At 64.6% G+C, this 17272-nt stretch carries 14 protein-coding genes and 1 pseudogene; 13 read left to right on the top strand and 2 right to left on the bottom strand.

The genetic code is table 11. The features are described 5' to 3' along the window. Positions 1-44: 44 nt before the first annotated feature. Both J1M87_RS18220 and J1M87_RS18215 read left to right on the top strand, forming a co-directional pair. Positions 45-1310, top strand: a complete 1266-nt coding sequence (locus J1M87_RS18220; protein ID WP_206490933.1) for an aspartate kinase — start codon at positions 45-47, stop codon at positions 1308-1310. A gap of 2 nt (positions 1311-1312) precedes the next feature. Continuing rightward, positions 1313-2335, top strand: a complete 1023-nt coding sequence (locus J1M87_RS18215) for an aspartate-semialdehyde dehydrogenase (RefSeq protein WP_206490931.1) — start codon at positions 1313-1315, stop codon at positions 2333-2335. 55 nt (positions 2336-2390) lie between these two features. Here the strand turns inward: J1M87_RS18215 and J1M87_RS18210 are convergent, their stop codons facing one another. After that, a complete protein-coding gene (locus J1M87_RS18210; RefSeq protein ID WP_206490929.1) occupies positions 2391-3461 on the bottom strand; it encodes an ABC transporter ATP-binding protein in 1071 nt (356 codons plus the stop codon). Positions 3462-3735: 274 nt separating this feature from the next. Here J1M87_RS18210 and J1M87_RS28730 point away from each other — a divergent pair, with 274 nt between their 5' ends. After that, complete coding sequence (locus tag J1M87_RS28730) at positions 3736-5415, top strand: HNH endonuclease signature motif containing protein (RefSeq protein ID WP_307830853.1); 1680 nt, start codon at positions 3736-3738, stop codon at positions 5413-5415. Positions 5416-5581: 166 nt separating this feature from the next. On the opposite strand, the pseudogene J1M87_RS18195 reads toward J1M87_RS28730, so the two are convergent. Continuing rightward, positions 5582-5737: pseudogene (locus J1M87_RS18195) on the bottom strand (CGNR zinc finger domain-containing protein); the annotation flags it as partial. A gap of 188 nt (positions 5738-5925) precedes the next feature. Here J1M87_RS18195 and J1M87_RS18190 point away from each other — a divergent pair. From J1M87_RS18190 to J1M87_RS18145, 10 genes are all read left to right on the top strand, one after another. After that, positions 5926-6504: a TetR/AcrR family transcriptional regulator gene (locus tag J1M87_RS18190; RefSeq protein ID WP_206491408.1), complete on the top strand. Its 579-nt coding sequence runs from the start codon at positions 5926-5928 to the stop codon at positions 6502-6504. Further along, on the top strand, positions 6501-8018 hold the full coding sequence (locus tag J1M87_RS18185) for an NAD(P)/FAD-dependent oxidoreductase (protein ID WP_206490927.1): 1518 nt from the start codon (positions 6501-6503) through the stop codon (positions 8016-8018). The genes J1M87_RS18190 and J1M87_RS18185 overlap by 4 nt, the downstream gene beginning before the upstream one ends. Then, positions 8015-9706, top strand: a complete 1692-nt coding sequence (locus J1M87_RS18180; protein WP_206490925.1) for a GMC oxidoreductase — start codon at positions 8015-8017, stop codon at positions 9704-9706. The genes J1M87_RS18185 and J1M87_RS18180 overlap by 4 nt, the downstream gene beginning before the upstream one ends. Next, entirely contained in the window at positions 9706-10341 is a 636-nt protein-coding gene (locus J1M87_RS18175) for a hypothetical protein (RefSeq protein ID WP_206490923.1), read from the top strand. The genes J1M87_RS18180 and J1M87_RS18175 overlap by 1 nt, the downstream gene beginning before the upstream one ends. A gap of 168 nt (positions 10342-10509) precedes the next feature. Then, positions 10510-12027 (top strand): catalase, encoded by a 1518-nt coding sequence (locus J1M87_RS18170; RefSeq protein WP_206490921.1) that lies wholly within the window; start codon positions 10510-10512, stop codon positions 12025-12027. A gap of 146 nt (positions 12028-12173) precedes the next feature. Next, positions 12174-12647 (top strand): Dps family protein, encoded by a 474-nt coding sequence (locus tag J1M87_RS18165; protein WP_206490920.1) that lies wholly within the window; start codon positions 12174-12176, stop codon positions 12645-12647. 131 nt (positions 12648-12778) lie between these two features. After that, complete coding sequence (locus J1M87_RS18160; RefSeq protein ID WP_206490918.1) at positions 12779-13468, top strand: HAD family hydrolase; 690 nt, start codon at positions 12779-12781, stop codon at positions 13466-13468. Further along, complete coding sequence (locus tag J1M87_RS18155) at positions 13465-15264, top strand: glycoside hydrolase family 15 protein (RefSeq protein WP_206490916.1); 1800 nt, start codon at positions 13465-13467, stop codon at positions 15262-15264. Before J1M87_RS18160 ends, J1M87_RS18155 begins: the two co-directional genes overlap by 4 nt. A 29-nt stretch (positions 15265-15293) precedes the next feature. Further along, positions 15294-16094 carry an SDR family NAD(P)-dependent oxidoreductase gene (locus tag J1M87_RS18150; RefSeq protein WP_206490914.1) on the top strand — a complete coding sequence of 267 codons (801 nt, stop codon included), beginning with the start codon at positions 15294-15296 and terminating at the stop codon, positions 16092-16094. 9 nt (positions 16095-16103) lie between these two features. Then, positions 16104-17075 (top strand): LLM class F420-dependent oxidoreductase, encoded by a 972-nt coding sequence (locus tag J1M87_RS18145; protein WP_206490913.1) that lies wholly within the window; start codon positions 16104-16106, stop codon positions 17073-17075. The last annotated feature ends 197 nt before the right edge of the window (positions 17076-17272 follow it).

Here is a 17272-nt window from a genome sequence, read left to right as displayed (position 1 = left end):
ACGATAATTTTCCGATAGTTGGCTATCCAGCGGAGGTAAGACGCGTGGCTCTGATCGTCCAGAAGTACGGTGGGTCGTCGGTGGGAACCGCCGAACGCATCCGACGCGTCGCTGAACGAATCGTCGAGACCAAGAAGGCAGGCAACGACGTCGTCGTGGTCGTGTCGGCCATGGGCGATACCACCGACGAACTGCTCGACCTGGCACAGCAGGTGTGCCCGGCCCCGCCTGCCCGCGAGATGGACATGCTGCTCACCTCGGGTGAACGCATCTCCAACGCGCTCGTCGCGATGGCGATCCACTCGCTCGGCGCAGAGGCGCGGTCGTTCACCGGATCCCAGGCAGGCGTCGTCACCACCAGCGTGCACGGCAACGCCAAGATCATCGACGTCACTCCCGGTCGCGTGCGGAGCGCACTCGACGAGGGCTCGATCGTGCTCGTCGCCGGCTTCCAGGGCGTCAGCCAGGACAGCAAGGACGTCACCACCCTCGGCCGTGGCGGCTCGGACACCACCGCCGTTGCGCTCGCCGCAGCACTGAACGCCGACGTGTGCGAGATCTACACCGATGTCGACGGAATCTTCACGGCCGATCCGCGCATCGTTCCCAACGCCCGCCACCTCGACACGGTCTCGTTCGAGGAGATGCTCGAGATGGCGGCCTGCGGCGCGAAAGTGCTGATGCTGCGCTGCGTCGAATATGCCCGTCGCTACAACGTTCCCGTACACGTGCGCTCGTCGTACACCACGAAACCCGGAACGATCGTCTCCGGATCTATGGAGGACATTCCAGTGGAAGAAGCAATTCTCACCGGCGTCGCGCACGATCGCAGCGAGGCGAAGGTCACCGTCGTCGGGCTGCCCGACACACCTGGCTATGCCGCCAAAGTGTTTCGCGCCGTGGCAGATTCCGAGATCAACATCGACATGGTGCTGCAGAACGTGTCCAAGATCGACACCGGCAAGACCGACATCACCTTCACCTGCCCCAAGGCCGACGGCCCAACGGCAGTGGAGAAGCTCACCAAGCTGCAGGCCGAGATCGGCTTCACTCAGGTGCTCTACGACGACCACATCGGCAAGGTCTCGCTCGTCGGTGCCGGCATGAAGAGCCACCCCGGCGTCACCGCGACGTTCTGTGAGGCCCTCGCCGACGCCGGCATCAACATCGACCTCATCAGCACCTCGGAGATCCGTATCTCGGTGCTGTGCAGCGACACTCAGCTCGACGACGCGGTACGGGCGCTGCACGCCGCTTTCGATCTGGGCGGCGACGAAGAAGCCGTCGTACACGCAGGAACAGGACGGTAGAGATGACCACAGTTGCAGTCGTAGGAGCCACCGGCCAGGTCGGTGCCGTCATGCGAACCCTGTTGGAGGAGCGCAACTTCCCCGCCGACACCGTTCGATTCTTCGCTTCCGCCCGGTCGGCGGGCAAGAAGCTGCCGTTCCGCGGCGAGGAGATCATCGTCGAGGACGCCTCCACCGCCGATCTCACCGGAATCGACATCGCCTTGTTCTCGGCCGGTGCCACCCTCTCGCGTGAGCAGGCACCGCGGTTCGCCGCAGCAGGGGCGACCGTCATCGACAACTCCTCGGCGTTCCGCAAGGACGCCGACGTGCCGCTGGTGGTCAGCGAGGTCAACCCCGAGGCGGCGAAGAACCCGCCCCGCGGCATCATCGCCAACCCCAACTGCACCACCATGGCCGCAATGCCCGTGCTCAAGGTGCTGCACGACGAGGCAGGCCTGCAGCGTCTGATCGTCTCCAGCTACCAGGCCGTCTCCGGTAGCGGACTCGCCGGTGTCGAGGAACTCGCCACCCAGGCGCGCGCCGTCATCGGCGACGTCGAAAAACTGGTGCACGACGGTTCCTCGGTGGATTTCCCGGCCCCGAACAAGTACGTCGCACCCATCGCCTTCAACGTTCTGGCTCTCGCCGGTGCGTTGGTGGACGACGGCTCCGGCGAAACCGACGAGGACCAGAAACTGCGCAACGAATCGCGCAAGATCCTTGGACTGCCGGACCTGCTGGTCAGTGGCACCTGCGTCCGTGTTCCGGTGTTCACCGGTCACTCGCTGTCGATCAACGCAGAGTTCGGTTCACCGTTGTCGGTGGAGCGGGCCCGTGAGCTGCTCGCATCCGCCCCCGGTGTGTCGTTGGTGGACGTGCCGACGCCGCTCGAAGCAGCAGGCAAGGACGACTCTCTTGTTGGCCGCATTCGCCAGGACCCGGGTGTTCCCGAGGGCCGCGGACTCGCGTTGTTCGTCTCGGGCGACAACCTGCGCAAGGGTGCCGCACTGAACACGATTCAGATCGCCGAACTGCTGGTCTGACGTCGTGCGCCTTTTGCGTACCTGGAGGTACGCAAAAGGCGCACGACGGGGGACGTCAGTTCAGACGGAGGCCCTCCGCGGAGGCCTCGAAGATGTGGGCGTGCGCGTCATCGATGCGGACGTGGACGCGGTCGCCCTTCTCCGGCGGGCTGCGCCAATCGGCCCGAGCGACAATGGTCTCGGTGCGGCCGTTGATGTCCGCGCGTCCGAACACGAACGCTTCCGACCCGAGTTCCTCCACGACATCGATCTCGAGGGCGATTCCGCTGTCGGCGATCTCGATGTGCTCCGGCCGAATGCCGAACATCACCTCGGTCGCAGAACCGAGAGTCCGACGCGGCACCGGAATCACCTGATCGGCCAGGCGAACTCCGCCGTCGGTGACAGGAGCACGGAACAGGTTCATCGACGGTGAGCCCATGAAACCCGCCACGAACGCGTTCACAGGGGTGCGGTACAGCTCCCGCGGGCTAGCGCATTGCTGCAACACACCACCCTTGAGTACGGCCACGCGATCGCCCATCGTCATGGCCTCGACCTGATCATGGGTGACGTAGACCGTGGTGGTGCCCAATCGACGCTGCAGCTGAGCAATCTGCGTGCGCGTCTGGACTCGGAGCTTCGCGTCGAGGTTGCTCAGCGGCTCGTCCATCAGAAACACCTGTGGTTGACGAACGATGGCGCGTCCCATGGCCACTCGCTGCCGCTGACCACCGGAGAGCGCCTTCGGTTTGCGGTCCAGATACGGCTCCAGGTCGAGAAGCTTCGCCGCTTCCTCGACGCGAGTGCGGATGTCTTCCTTGCTTGCCTTCGCCAACTTGAGCGCGAAGCCCATGTTCTCCGCCACGGTCATATGCGGGTACAACGCATAGTTCTGAAAGACCATCGCGATATCGCGGTCCTTGGGCTCGGTATTGGTGACGTCCTTGCCGCCGATGAGAATGCGACCGGACGTGACCTCCTCCAGGCCCGCGAGTACGCGCAGGGACGTCGACTTGCCGCAGCCCGATGGGCCGACCAGAACCAGGAACTCACCGTCCTCGATGTGCAGGTCCAGCTCGTTCACCGCCGGGGTATCGGAGCCGGGAAACAGCCTGGTCGTGCGCTCGAACGTGATTGATGCCATGACGAAATAGATCCCTCCACCGGCAGGAACGTGCCGGACGATCCGAGTGTGGGGTGCCGGCGGAAACCGGCCAGCACATAGTATGGGCCCGGTCACAGTCGCGAGAGAGCGGCCCGGTGAGCGGTGCTGAGTCGTGACGCACGATTCTCGTTCGGTTCCCGACGGCGGCAGGTGACCTGCGATATTTGTGGGTCTAGTGAGCTGCGGTACTGCACCGTCGCTCCTTGACCAGCACCGCCGGAATGTGTCGGTGGTTGGGTATAGCTTGTGCGGTGTGAAGGCACGGGGGGATGTGTTCGAGCTCGCAGACCAGGAGTTGGTCTCCGAGCTCGCTGCCGTGACTTCCGACGAAAATTTTCTTGCTGCAGCGAGATTGACGCTGCTCGCCGAGATCGAACGCCGTGGTCTGGCGATCAAGCTCGGGCATTCGACCGTGACGCGGTGGTACGCGAGATCGGTGCGGATCACCGACGGGTCCGCTGCCCGCCAGAGTGCGTTGGGGCTGTGGCTCACCGACTGGCCTGCCGTGCTCGATGCTCTCGCCGGTAGTGAGATCCACGCGGCGCATGCCTCGGCGATCGCCGACGGGTACGCCTCGGTCGTGGTGGCCGACCCGACGCTGGACCAGCGACACCGCGAGGCCGTCGTCGCGGAGTTGCTCGAGACCGCGCGCGGTGCCACCGCCGGTCAGGTCGCCACCCGTGCGCAGGCGTTGGCGCATTCGGCGGCCGACGAGGCCAGGGCTCGGCACCAGAAGGCGGAGAAACAGCGCCGCGAGTGGGAGCAGGAACAGGCCCGCCGCACCGGTGCCGGTGCCGATGCCGGTGCAGGTGCCGGGGACGCTGATTCGGCTGCTGCTGGTGGCGGCTATTCGGGTGCCGGTGATGGCGCTGCTGGTGGCGGTGATGGCGCTGCTGGTGGTGGTGGTGGTGCGGGCGTCGGCGGTCCGGTACCGCTGGGACCGCCTCCGGTGCCGGTGTCGGAGAACCCGGATCTCAATCGATTCGATCTGCACCCTCTCGCCGATGATCGGTTCCAGCTCAGCGGCAATGTCGACCGGTTGATGGCCGAGAAACTACTCACCGCGCTCTCGCCGTTGACTGCGCCGCGGCCCGGTCCCGGTGGTGCCCGTGATCCTCGCAGTCCGTCGAAACGCCGCGCCGACGCACTCGATCTGATGATCGACCGACACCTGCGCGGTAGGGGCACCGGCGCAGCGGGTGGGTCCCGGGCGTCGGTGCATCTCATAGTTCCGTTGCGGGACTTGCTCACCCACAGCGGCAAGCAGCAGACCGGAAGCGTCACACCGGATTCGACGGGAACGACCACCGTCGCCAGCTCGTCGGACGATGACGCCGCTGCCGCTACCGCTGCTACGGGTGGTAGTGCTACCGGTGCAGGTGCCGATTGTGCCGGTGGTGGTGGTGCTTCCGGTGCAGGTGCCGATTCTGCCGGCGCTGGTGCTGATGGTGCCGGTGGTGCCGGTGGCGCGCAGAAGTCGACGGTGGGGCCGGGAGATGTTCACTGGCCGTTCCACCTCGACTGGACCGGGCCGATGAGCCGCAGCCTCGCCGAGTTGCTCACCTGCGACGCCGACCTGACCCCCGTCATCGTCGACCACCACGGCGTCCCACTCGCCCTCGGACGGACCACCCGACTGGCGACCGAGAACCAACGCACCGCCCTGACCATCCGCGACCGATGCTGCGTGATGTGCGGACGCCCGGCCCCATGGTGCCAAGCCCACCACATCGCATTCTGGGAACACGGCGGCACCACCGATCTGAACAACCTCGCCCTGGTCTGCGGAGAATGCCACCGCCTCGTCCACCACGGTCACTGGCAACTGGCCATGGGCACCGACGGCCACCCCTACGCCATCCCACCCGACACCGTCGACCCCACACGACAACCCATCCCCAGCTACCACCGCCGAAAACAACGAGCCGCCTGATACCCCGACCGGCACGGGTCGAGCGGTAAGCCGGCGACCCTCGATACCGGGTTCGGTGTCGTCGAGCGCCTGGCCGTTGGCGTCAATGCTGCGAGCGGCTCCATCGCCACGGGAATTGCGGGAGGCGGAGCTCGAGGCGTCCTGAGCTTCCGGTCTGTGGCCTGGTTCAGGAGGGCTCTGTTGTGCGACGGCCGGCGGCCATGCGTGCCTTCTTCTGGCGGTTTCCACAGGTGTTCATATCGCACCACTTGCGGCTGCGACTCTGGCTGACATCGAAGGATGCGGCGCGGCAGGTCGATGATGCGCACAGAGTGGGAGGTCCTCGCGAAGGCGAGCTAACGCTGAATGCCGGGTTCGGGGCGCAGTGGCCGCGTTGTCGCCGGGTGAGTTGCCTGCACACGGGACGCAGTGTCAGCGCCTGAGTCTTCCTCGGGCGGCGCGAACTTAAAGTCAGGCTGGACTGTTTGTAAATTGAGCGCTACGGTGCTTGGTGTGACTACCGACACAGGGATGACGGATTCGGGCTCGACCGAGCGTCGAACGCAGGCCGAGCGCACCGCGGGGACCAGGGCGAAGCTGCTCGATGCCGCGATCGACTGCCTCGTCGAGCTCGGTTTCGCGAAGACCAGCACGCAGGAGATCGCGCGCCGCGCCGGCGTGTCCAGGGGCGCGCAGCTGCATCACTTCCCGACCAAGGAGTCACTGGTGATCGCGGCAGTCGAGCACTTGGTCGACCGTCGGCTCTCGGAAATTCTCGAGGCCGAACCCGATGCTGAGCGAGGTCCCGAGATTCTCCTCGACGCGTTCTCCGGACCCCTGTTCTACGCCGCACTCGAGCTGTGGGTGGCCGCCCGCACCGACCCCGCTCTGTACGAAGCGATGATCCCCCTGGAACGGCGCGTCGCCGAAGCAATCGAGAGCGGTGCCCAGATCGTCATGGGTAGCCGGATGACGCCAGAATCCATCGAGCTCAGTGTCGAACTCGCCCGCGGCCTGGCCGTCTCGGCGTTGTTTCGTACCCCCGAGGCCGACGCGCGACTTCGCGAACGGCTCCTTCCCGTCTGGTCCGACAAGGTGATGACTTCATGAATCTTCAAGAGCGCGTAGATGTCCTGGTGGTCGGGGCTGGTTTTGCCGGCCTGGCTGCGGTTGCGAAGATCCTCGCCGACGACCCCGGAGCCGACGTGGTGGTCATCGAGCGTGCAAGCGATGTCGGCGGAACCTGGCGCGACAACACCTACCCCGGATGCGCGTGCGACGTTCCGACCTCGCTGTACTCGTTCTCGTTCGCACCGAGCCCCGAGTGGAGTCACACTTTTGCGCGCCAACCGGAGTTGTTCGACTATCTGCGTTCGGTCGTCGAGCGCCTCCACCTGAAGGACCGCATCGTCACGAACTGCGAACTGCAGTCCGCCATCTGGGACGAGTCGACGAAGCGGTGGACGGTGCAGACGACGAACGGCGCGACGAGCGCCCGGGTGTTGATCGCAGCTACCGGCGCGCTCTCGACGCCGAAGATCCCGGACGTCCCTGGCATCGATACCTTCGAGGGCACGGTGTTCCATTCCGCCACCTGGAATCACGAGCACGACCTCACCGATGAGCGGGTCGCCGTCATCGGGACCGGGGCCTCTGCGGTGCAGTTCGTCCCCGAGATCGTCGACAGAGCCCAGCGGCTCACCGTCTTCCAACGCACCCCGGCGTGGGTCATCCCGCGCCTGGACCGCACCATCGGCAGGCTCGAGCGCGCGCTCTACGAGCGTATTCCGGCGACGCACCGGGCAGTCCGCGCCGTCATCTACGGCTACCGCGAGGCCTATGTGACCGTTCTGGCCGACAACCCATGGATGCTGCCTGCGGTGAAGGCCTTCGCCAAGCTGAATCTGAGACGGCAGGTCAAGAACCCCGCGACGCGGGCAGCGTTGACCCCGGACTACGCACCTGGCTGCAAAAGGCTTCTGCTGTCCAATGATTGGCTACCGACGCTGGACCGTCCGGATGTGGATCTGGTGACGTCCGGCCTGGCATCGGTGACCGAGAACGGCGTGGTCGAGGCCTCGGGCCGACACCACCAGGTGGATACGATCATTTTTGCGACGGGGTTCACCCCGACCGAGCCGCCTGTGTCGCATCTACTGCGGGGCAACGACGGCCGTACACTGGCGCAGCATTGGGGCGGCAGCCCGCAGGCCCATCGGGGGACGACCGTCGCCGGCTTCCCGAATCTGTTTCTGATGTACGGGCCCAACACCAATCTCGGGCACAGCTCCATCGTGTACATGCTCGAATCCCAGGCCAACTACCTGGTATCCGCACTGAACGCGATGAAGACTCGCGGCATCGCGGCCGTGGAGGTCGTCGAATCTGCTCAGCGGCAGCATAATTCATGGGTCGACGCCGAGCTGGAGGGCACGGTGTGGAATGCCGGTGGCTGCTCGAGTTGGTATCTGGACGCCAACGGCCGCAACTCCACGATGTGGCCCACCTATACCTTTCGATTCCGCAGCATGACGCGCGAGTTCGATCTCGCGAACTATCGGATCGTCTCCGACGCTCCCGATTCAGACACTCTCGATTCCGACAACGAGGTGGTATCCGCATGAGTGACTACGACGTGGTGATCATCGGCTCCGGTTTCGGTGGCAGCGTTGCCGCCCTGCGGGCCGTCGAAAAAGGCTACCGGGTGGCGGTGCTCGAATCCGGCCGACGGTTCGAGGACGACGAACTACCCGAGACCAGCTGGCGATTGCGCAAGTATCTGTGGGCTCCGGCGTTGGGTTGCTATGGGGTGCAACGCATTCACCTGCTTCCCGATGTTCTGGTGATGGCGGGCGCAGGTGTGGGCGGCGGTTCGCTGAACTATGCGAACACGTTGTATCAGCCGCCGGCGAAGTTCTTCGAGGACCCGCAGTGGGGGTCCATCACCGACTGGCAGCGCGAATTGAGTCCGTACTACGACCAGGCGCGCCGGATGCTCGGCGTCGAGACCAATCCCACCATCACTGCCTCGGACAAGGTCATGAGGGAGGTGGCGGAGGACATGGGCGTCGGCGACACGTTCACCTCCACGCCGGTGGGGGTCTACTTCGGGGACCGTGGCAAGACCGCACCGGACCCGTTCTTCGGCGGTGCCGGGCCCGAGCGCACCGGGTGCACCGAATGTGGATCCTGTATGACGGGGTGCCGCGTCGGAGCGAAGAACACGCTCGTGAAGAATTACCTGTATCTCGCCGAACATGCTGGTGCGCAGGTTCTTCCATTGACCACTGTGGTGGATGTGCGCCCGAACGGCGACGGCTACGACGTGGTGACACGCCGGACCGGCGGCAAGCTGCGTCGCAGCGAGAAGACGATCACTGCCGATCAGGTGATCTTCTCGGCCGGTACGTACGGCACGCAGAAGTTGATGCTCGCGGCCAAGGAGAAGGGGTCGTTGCCGCGGCTGTCGAGCAGGATCGGCTCGCTGGTGCGCACCAATTCAGAGGCCGTGTTGGCCGCCACCGCACGCGGGCATGAGGTCGACTACCACGAGGGTGTGGCGATCACGTCCTCGTTCCACCCGGACGATCACACGCACATCGAGCCGGTGCGATACGGCAAGGGCAGCAACGCGATCGGGTTGTTGCAGACCGTGCTCAGCGACGGCGGCGGCAAGATGCCACGCGTCCTCAAGACCCTCGGTGTCGCTCTGCGCCATCCGGGCGCTGCGGTTCGGAGTTTGTCGGTGCACCGGTGGTCGGAGCGAACCGTCATCGCGTTGGTGATGCAGACCGACGACAATTCGCTCGAGCTCGGATCGAAGAAGGGCCCGTTCGGTCGTCGGCTCACAAGTAAGCCCGGTGCTGGCGACCCGCCGCCACAGTGGATTCCGCAGGGACATACGGCGATCAGGTTGCTTGCGGACAAGATCGGCGGCGACCCGGGCGGCTCGATCGCGGAGATCGTCAACATTCCGATGACGGCACATTTCCTCGGCGGTTGCGCAATCGGTGACTCGCCCGAGACCGGTGTCGTCGACGGCTATCAACGGGTCTACGGCTACGACGGACTGCACGTGCTCGACGGTTCCGCGGTCAGCGCCAACCTGGGCGTCAATCCGTCTCTGACGATCACCGCGCAGGCCGAGCGAGCAATGGCGTTGTGGCCCAACAAGGGTGAGGTCGATCGGCGGCCGGCGGTGGGTTCCGAATATCAGGAAATCGCACCCACGCAGCCTGCGCACCCCGTGGTACCGGTGTCTGCGCCGGGCGCGTTGCGGCTTCCGCTCACTGTCGTCGGGAGGGAGTCCTGATGTGGAGTGTTGCCGAATCCGAGACCGAGCGCACCGATTGGCCGGCGAGTCCGGCCGCTCCGTGGCCGGCCAACGTGCGGGCCACGATCTGGTGGCACCGAGCTCGGTCGTCGGACTTCGCGCCTGCCGGTGCCAAAACCCTGCCGATCACGATGTGCATGGTGGTCGATTACACGACGTCACCGGTGGGCCCGTATCGCGAGATATTGGCGAGCCCGGTTCTACGCCGGGACGTGGGCAAGGTTCCGCGGATGGCGGTCCCCTTTATCGCCGTCGACTCCGCGACGTCGGTGCACGGTGGTAGGGCCAACTGGTATCTGCCGAAGGTGCTGGCCGAATTCGACGGCGATGTGTTGGGGGAGGCCGGGGTGAGCGGTGGTGAGTGGTCGGTGCGGACGAGGTCGCGCGGGTTCGGGCCGCAGTTCCCGATGCGCGGGTCCATCGGGTTCGCGCAGCCGGTGGCGGGCGGATCGGCGGTCGGTGTCGCCGGCCTGAGGGGTAAGGCGAGGGTGGCTCGGGTGCAGGTGGATGCGGTCGGCCCGACGTTGAGTCGTTGGATGCCCTCGGGCACGTATTTGGGGTTGCAGATCCTGTCGGGTTCGATGCGGACGGGTGAGGCGCACGTGGTTGCCTGAAGGCTCGGCTTTCTTGACTCAGTCCAGATTTGTGGGCAGGCTGGAAATCAGCAGGGTTTATGCCGGTGGCGCTCGAGGCATTCCTGCAGACACGACGGTCCATTGCGCGGCCGCTCACTTTCGTCCGGGGCAGCCCCCGGACTCGATATCGCCAGCAGGAGGCCTTGTATGACCAAGCCGACCACCAGCAACTCGGGCATCCCCGTAGCCAGTGACGACCAGTCGCTCACCGCAGGTACGCAGGGACCGATTCTGCTGCACGATCACTACCTGATCGAGAAGATGGCGCAGTTCAACCGTGAGCGCGTCCCGGAGCGCGTCGTCCACGCCAAGGGCTCCGGCGCGTTCGGCCAGCTCGAGATCACCGGCGATATCAGCAAGTACACCAAGGCCAAGGTCCTGCAGCCCGGCACCAAGACCGAGATGCTCGCACGCTTCTCGACCGTCGCGGGCGAGCAGGGTAGCCCTGACACCTGGCGCGACCCCCGCGGGTTTGCGCTGAAGTTCTACACTGACGAGGGCAACTGGGACCTCGTGGGCAACAACACCCCGATCTTCTTCGTCAAGGATCCGATCAAGTTCCAGGACTTCATTCGAAGCCAGAAGCGGCTGCCCGATTCCGGCCTGCGTGACAACAACATGCAGTGGGACTTCTGGACGCTCTCGCCCGAGACCGCCCACCAGGTGACCTGGCTGATGGGGGACCGCGGCATTCCGAAGTCCTTCCGGCACATGGACGGGTTCGGCTCGCACACTTACCAGCTGATCGCCGAGGATGGTACTAGGACCTGGGTGAAGTTCCACTTCAAGACCGATCAGGGCGTCGAGTACCTGACTCAGGACAAGGCCGACGAGGTCGCAGGCACATCGCCGGACCACCACCGTCAGGACCTCTTCGGTTCCATCGAGAACGGCGATTTCCCCAGCTGGACCTTGAAGGTGCAGCTCATGCCGTACGACGATGCGGAGAACTACAAGTTCAATCCGTTCGACCTCACCAAGGTCTGGTCGCAGAAGGACTACCCGTTGATCGAGGTCGGCAAGATGACCTTGAACCGGAACCCGGAGAACTTCTTCGCTCAGATCGAGCAGAGTTCGTTCGAGCCGTCCAACACCGTGCCGGGCATCGGATTCAGCCCGGACAAGATGCTGCTCGGCCGCGTCTTCTCCTATGCCGACGCTCATCGGTACCGGATCGGGGCCAACTACGCGCAGCTCCCGGTCAACGCTCCGAAGTCCGAGGTCAACTCGTACGCCAAGGACGGCAGCATGCGGTACTCGTTCAATTCCCCGGACACACCCGTGTACGCACCCAACTCGTTCGGCGGCCCGTCTGCGGACACGAACAAGTACGGCGACGACGGATCGTGGGACTTCGAGCCACGGTTCATCCGCACCGGCTACATCGAGCACCCGGAGGACGGCGACTTCGTTCAGGCCGGTGCCCTGGTGCGCGAGGTCATGGACGACGCCCAGCGGGATCGTCTCGTCGGCAACATCGTCGGGCACGTCCTCAACGGCGTGAAGGAGCCGGTCCTGAGCCGGGTGTTCGAGTACTGGACCAACGTCGATGCCGATCTCGGCAAGAGAGTCGAGGACGGTGTGCGGTCGCAGCAGGACGAGACCGCACCCACCACCGGTGCCGGTGCCATCGACGACCCTGCCGACGAGGCCGCCAAGGTCTGACCGAAGGACAGTTCTGGGATCGGCGTCACAGATTTGGTGGCGCCGATCCGGAACACAGCGCGGTGACCTGCTGTTGTGTAGTACAGACGAAAGCACAATAATGATGTGCGATGCATACCGTCGTCCAACGGCAGGGAGGCCACCTCATGACTAGCCCCATCACCAGCACGCTCGACGCAGGTCAGCAGAAGATCGCAGGCGATGCTCTTCAGGGAACAGTGGTAGATCTGATCGACCTCTCGCTCATCGCGAAGCAGGCCCACTGGAACGTGATCGGAAAGAACTTCCGCTCCGTGCATCTCGAGCTCGACGAGTTGGTCACGGCTACACGTGATTTCACCGATCAGGCCGCCGAGCGAGCAACCGCCATCGGTGTCAGCCCCGATGGCCGCGCAGCGACGGTCTCGGCCACAGCGGGGACCAAGGGCTTCGGAGCCGGGTGGACCGAGGACAGCGAGGTCGTAGCGGCAATCGTCGACAACATCGCTGCCGTCGTCGAGCGACTGCGCGGACGGATCGCGGATACGGCAGAAGCCGATCCTGTCACCCAGGACCTGCTCATCGCCGTTACCGCGCGACTCGAGCAGTTGCACTGGATGTGGCAGGCGCAGGCCAGGTAGCACCTTCGATTGTCCCGGGCCCCTCGCATGATGCGAGGGGCCCGTTGTTTTCGAAAGCGGACTGTTGTCGAGTGCGGACTGTTGTCGAGTGCCCACTGTTTGCGGGCATCGACCCTGGGTATCCGATGTCCATGCCTGTGAGTGTTCCCAGCGTCGACGCTGTTCTGTTCGACATCGACGGCACGCTCGTCGATTCCAATTTCGTCCACGTGTCCGCGTGGTCACGCGCATTTCGTGAAGCGGGCCGAGAAGTTTCGGCCTGGCGCATCCATCGTTGCATCGGGATGGACGGGTCGAAGCTGCTCGAGTCTCTCGTCGGTTCCTCCGACAGCGCATTGGCCGCCGAAGCGAAGAAGCTGCACGGTGAGTACTACGCGGCGGCCTCTGCCGATCTCGAGGTTCTGCCCGGTGCACGGGAATTGCTGGAAGACATGAAGTCTCGTGGTCTCACCGTCGTTCTGGCGACATCCGCGCCCGAAGGCGAACTGTCGACGCTGCGGGATCTGCTCGACGTGGAGGATTCGGTGGCGGTCGTGACCTCCGGCGAGGACGCCGACGTCGCGAAGCCCGAACCGGACCTCGTCGCGGTCGCGCTGGAGCGGGCCGAGGTCGAGTCGACGCGTGCGGTGATGGTCGGTGACAGTGTGTGGGATATCGAGGCCGCCGGGCGTGCAGGCGTACGCGCCATCGGCGTGTTGAGCGGAGGTATCTCGCGCGCAGAGCTGCTCGATGCAGGTGCGGTGGCGGTGTTCGACGACCCGGCCGATCTCCTCGAGCATGTCGAGAGCAGCCCGATCTTCTCCGGAAAGGCACGCGCTTGAGTGAGTTTCGAGACCCGCACCGCAGGGTCGACGGTTACGTTCCCATCGAGAGCTACGGAGCGATCGGCGACGGGAGAACGGTGGCAATGATCGCCGACGACGGTCGCATCGACTGGCTTCCGGTCCCGAACCTGGATTCTCCGCCGCCGTTCGCCGCGCTGTTGGATTACGAGCATGGTGGATGGATCGAGCTGGCCCCGGTTGCCGAGTTCACCGTCCAGCGTGAATTCGTCTCGGATACAAATGTTCTCGCTACCGTCTTCAAGACTGCCGACGGAACGGTGCGAGTGACCGATTCGCTCAACACCGGCGTGGCCGGGCGACTGCCGTGGATGGAACTGGCACGCCGAATCGACGGCATCGACGGGAGCGTCGAGATGGCCTGGAAGGTGGCACCGGGAACCATGCTCGGTAAGGCCTCACCCTGGGCCTATGCCACCGAGCACGGCACCGTCCTCCGGGTGGACGGGCTGACCCTCGCCGTACGAACCCTCGGCATCGACGATCCTCGGGTCGAGACGCAGAATATTCATGGGCTGTTCTCCACCGAGCCCGGTTCCAGGCACGCTCTCGGAGTCGTCGGCACCGAGAACGAACCACTGCATCTGCCCGATCCGCAGACATTGGACGAGGGGATCGACCGAACCGTTCTCAACTGGCGGATGTGGTCGGAGGAGTTCGCGTACGAGGGACCGTGGGCGGAGCACGTAGCGCGCAGTGCTCTTGCCCTGAAGTTGCTGTTGCACAGTCCTTCCGGTGCCATCGCTGCTGCAGCGACGACGTCGCTGCCGGAGAACCGGACCGGCGGGAAGAACTGGGACTATCGGTACGCCTGGGTGCGAGATGCCGCGTACACGATCAGGGCGATGCAACGCTTCGGGCTTCGTGAGGAAGTGCACGCGGCCGTCGCCTGGTTGCTGAAGGTCATCAGGTCCAACGATCCGCTGGTCAATGTGTTCTACACGCTTCAGGGACAGTTGCCAGGGGGAACCGAGCAGCCGGATGTGCCCGGCTGGCGAGGCATCGGCCCGGTCGTCAACGGGAATGCAGCGGCAGATCAGCTGCAGCTCATGATCTTCGGAGACCTGTTCTCCATCATTCGGCAGTACGTGGACGCCGGGAACATTCTCGACGCGCAGACCGGTCGCCTGTTGGCCGCCATCGCCGACGAGGCCTGTGACTCATGGCAGCGCAAGGATGCGGGCATCTGGGAACTCGAGGACGAGCGTCACTACACCAGTTCGAAGCTCGGCTGCTGGCAAGCGCTGGACTGCGCTGTTCATTTGGCCGAGGCCGGCGAGATCCCCGGAATTCCGGACCGGTGGAAGGCGGAAAAGGGCCGCATCAGGCACTACATCGAAACGCAATGTTGGTCCGAGGAGCGGCAAGCATATTTGGCATACCCGGGTGCCGATGGCCTCGACGCGTCGGTGCTGTTGGCCGCCGAGATGAATTACGATCGCGGGGAACGGCTTTCGTCCACCATCGATGCGCTGAGCGAGGAGCTCGGTGCGGGTCCGTTGCTGTATCGCTACAGCGGCGTGCACAAGGAAGAGGTCACGTTCGTGGCCTGCGCGTTCTGGCGAGTGTCGGCATTGTCGTGCGTCGGACGCGACGACGAAGCCACCGCCCTGATGGACCAGTTGGTGGAGCTGTCCAATGATGTCGGTCTGTACAGCGAGATGATCGATGCTTCGGATGGATCGTTCCTGGGTAACTTCCCGCAGGGCTTGAGCCACCTGGCCCTGGTGAATGCGGCGCTGACGATCGCGCGCCCGCACGACGCCACAGCCTGACATCGACTCCGAGCGCAAAGTGGGATCACATGGATTTGGGAATCGACGGTAGAACAGCGTTGGTGACAGGGGCCGACTCCGGAATCGGCTGGCACACAGCGAAAATGCTGTTGGCCGAGGGTGTTCGAGTCGTGATCAGTGACAAGGATCAGAGTTCCCTCGACGAGGCCGCGGCGCAACTCGAAGCACCTGAGGGGCAACTGTTCGCATTCGCTGCCGACGTCACCGACACCGAGGCCGTCGAGAACTTGGCGGTGCGGACACAACAAGCCGTGGGGGACATCGACATTCTCGTCCAGTCCTCGGGCGTGACCGGAGCGCAAGGGCTGTTCCACGAGATCGAAGAGGAGGGGTGGAACTCCACCCTCGACGTCGACCTGATGGGCCCCGTCCGGTTGCTGCGGGCGTTCGTGCCCGCGCTTCGCCGCGGTGGGTGGGGACGCATCGTGCTGCTCACGTCCGAGGATGCAGTGCAGCCGTACGACGACGAATTGCCATACTGCGCAGCCAAAGCCGGTGTGCTTGCCCTCGCCAAAGGGCTCTCTCGTAGTTATGCGTCGGAGGGGTTGTTGGTCAACGCCGTCTCTCCGGCATTCATTCACACCCCGATGACGGACGCGATGATGGACAAGCGGGCCGAAGAGAAGGACACCGACCGAGACGGTGCCATCGAGAGCTTCCTGAGCGAGCAGCGTCCGCACATGGAGCTCGGACGCCGGGGCGAACCCGAGGAAGTGGCCGCAGTGATCACGTTCCTGTGCTCGGAAAGGGCCAGCTTCGTCAACGGATCGAACTACCGCGTCGACGCCGGTTCCGTCGCAACAATTTAGGAGACACACATGACCAATTTCGGATACACGTTGATGACCGAGCAGAGCGGCCCGAAAGAGCTGGTGCAGTATGCCGTCGGAGCCGAGAAGGTCGGCTTCGATTTCGAGGTCAGCAGTGACCACTACTCGCCGTGGCTTTCCTCGATGGGGCATTCGCCTTACGCCTGGACGACGTTGGGTGCGGTGGCTCAGGCCACCGAACGGGTCGAACTGATGACGTACGTGACGTGCCCGATCATCCGGTACCACCCGGCCGTCGTCGCTCAGAAGGCCGCGACCATGCAGATCCTGGCCGACGGGCGCTTCACCCTCGGCCTCGGCAGCGGCGAGAACCTCAACGAGCACGTCGTCGGCGAGGGCTGGCCGTCCATCGACAAGCGGCAGGACATGTTCGTCGAGGCGCTCGAGATCATCAGGGAACTGCATTCCGGTGGCCTGGTGACATACGAGGGCAAGCACTTTCGCGTCGACTCCGCTCGGATCTGGGACCTGCCCGAAGGCGGCGTGCCGATCGGTATCGCAGCAGGCGGAGAGAAGGCAGTGGCGCGCTTCGCCGAGTACGGCGATCATCTCATCGCTACCGAACCCGACGCCGATCTCGTGAAGGCGTGGTCCGACAACCACGACGGACCGGCGCGATCGATCGGACAGATCCCCATCTCCTGGGACCCCGACAAGGACACCGCGGTCGATCGCGCACATGACAGCTTCCGCTGGTTCGCCGGCGGCTGGGCCGTCAACGCCGATCTGCCGACGACGGCAGGTTTCGCCGGAGCGACCAAATTCGTGCGCAAAGAGGATGTAGCCGACACCATCCCGTGTGGACCGGACCTGGACGCCATCGTCGAGGCGGTCAAGCCGTACTGGGAGGCCGGTTACACCGACATCGCCCTCGTGCAGGTGGGCGACGAAACCCAAGAACGGTTCCTCGCCGAGGCTGCAGGCCCGTTGTTGGAGAAGCTGCGCGCTGCGTCCAGCTGAGCTACTCCGGTAGCTGAACAACCCCGACCGATTCAATCGGCCGGGGTTGTTCGCGTCGGGCGGTCCTCCCACGGTATGACTCCGCGTCCGTCCGTCGCAGGACTGAAATCGTCGGCAGGCAGGACGCCACGAAAGTTCCCACGCGGCAGAGTGGTTCACATCGAACGAGCCGAACACTCACCGCAGGGAGGCGGACG

The sequence above is a fragment of the Rhodococcus sp. KRD162 genome, assembly GCF_017168335.1.
GTDB lineage: Bacteria > Actinomycetota > Actinomycetes > Mycobacteriales > Mycobacteriaceae > Rhodococcoides.
The sequence above is the reverse complement of the archived record's forward strand: the minus strand, read 5'-3'. Positions and strand labels throughout refer to the sequence as shown.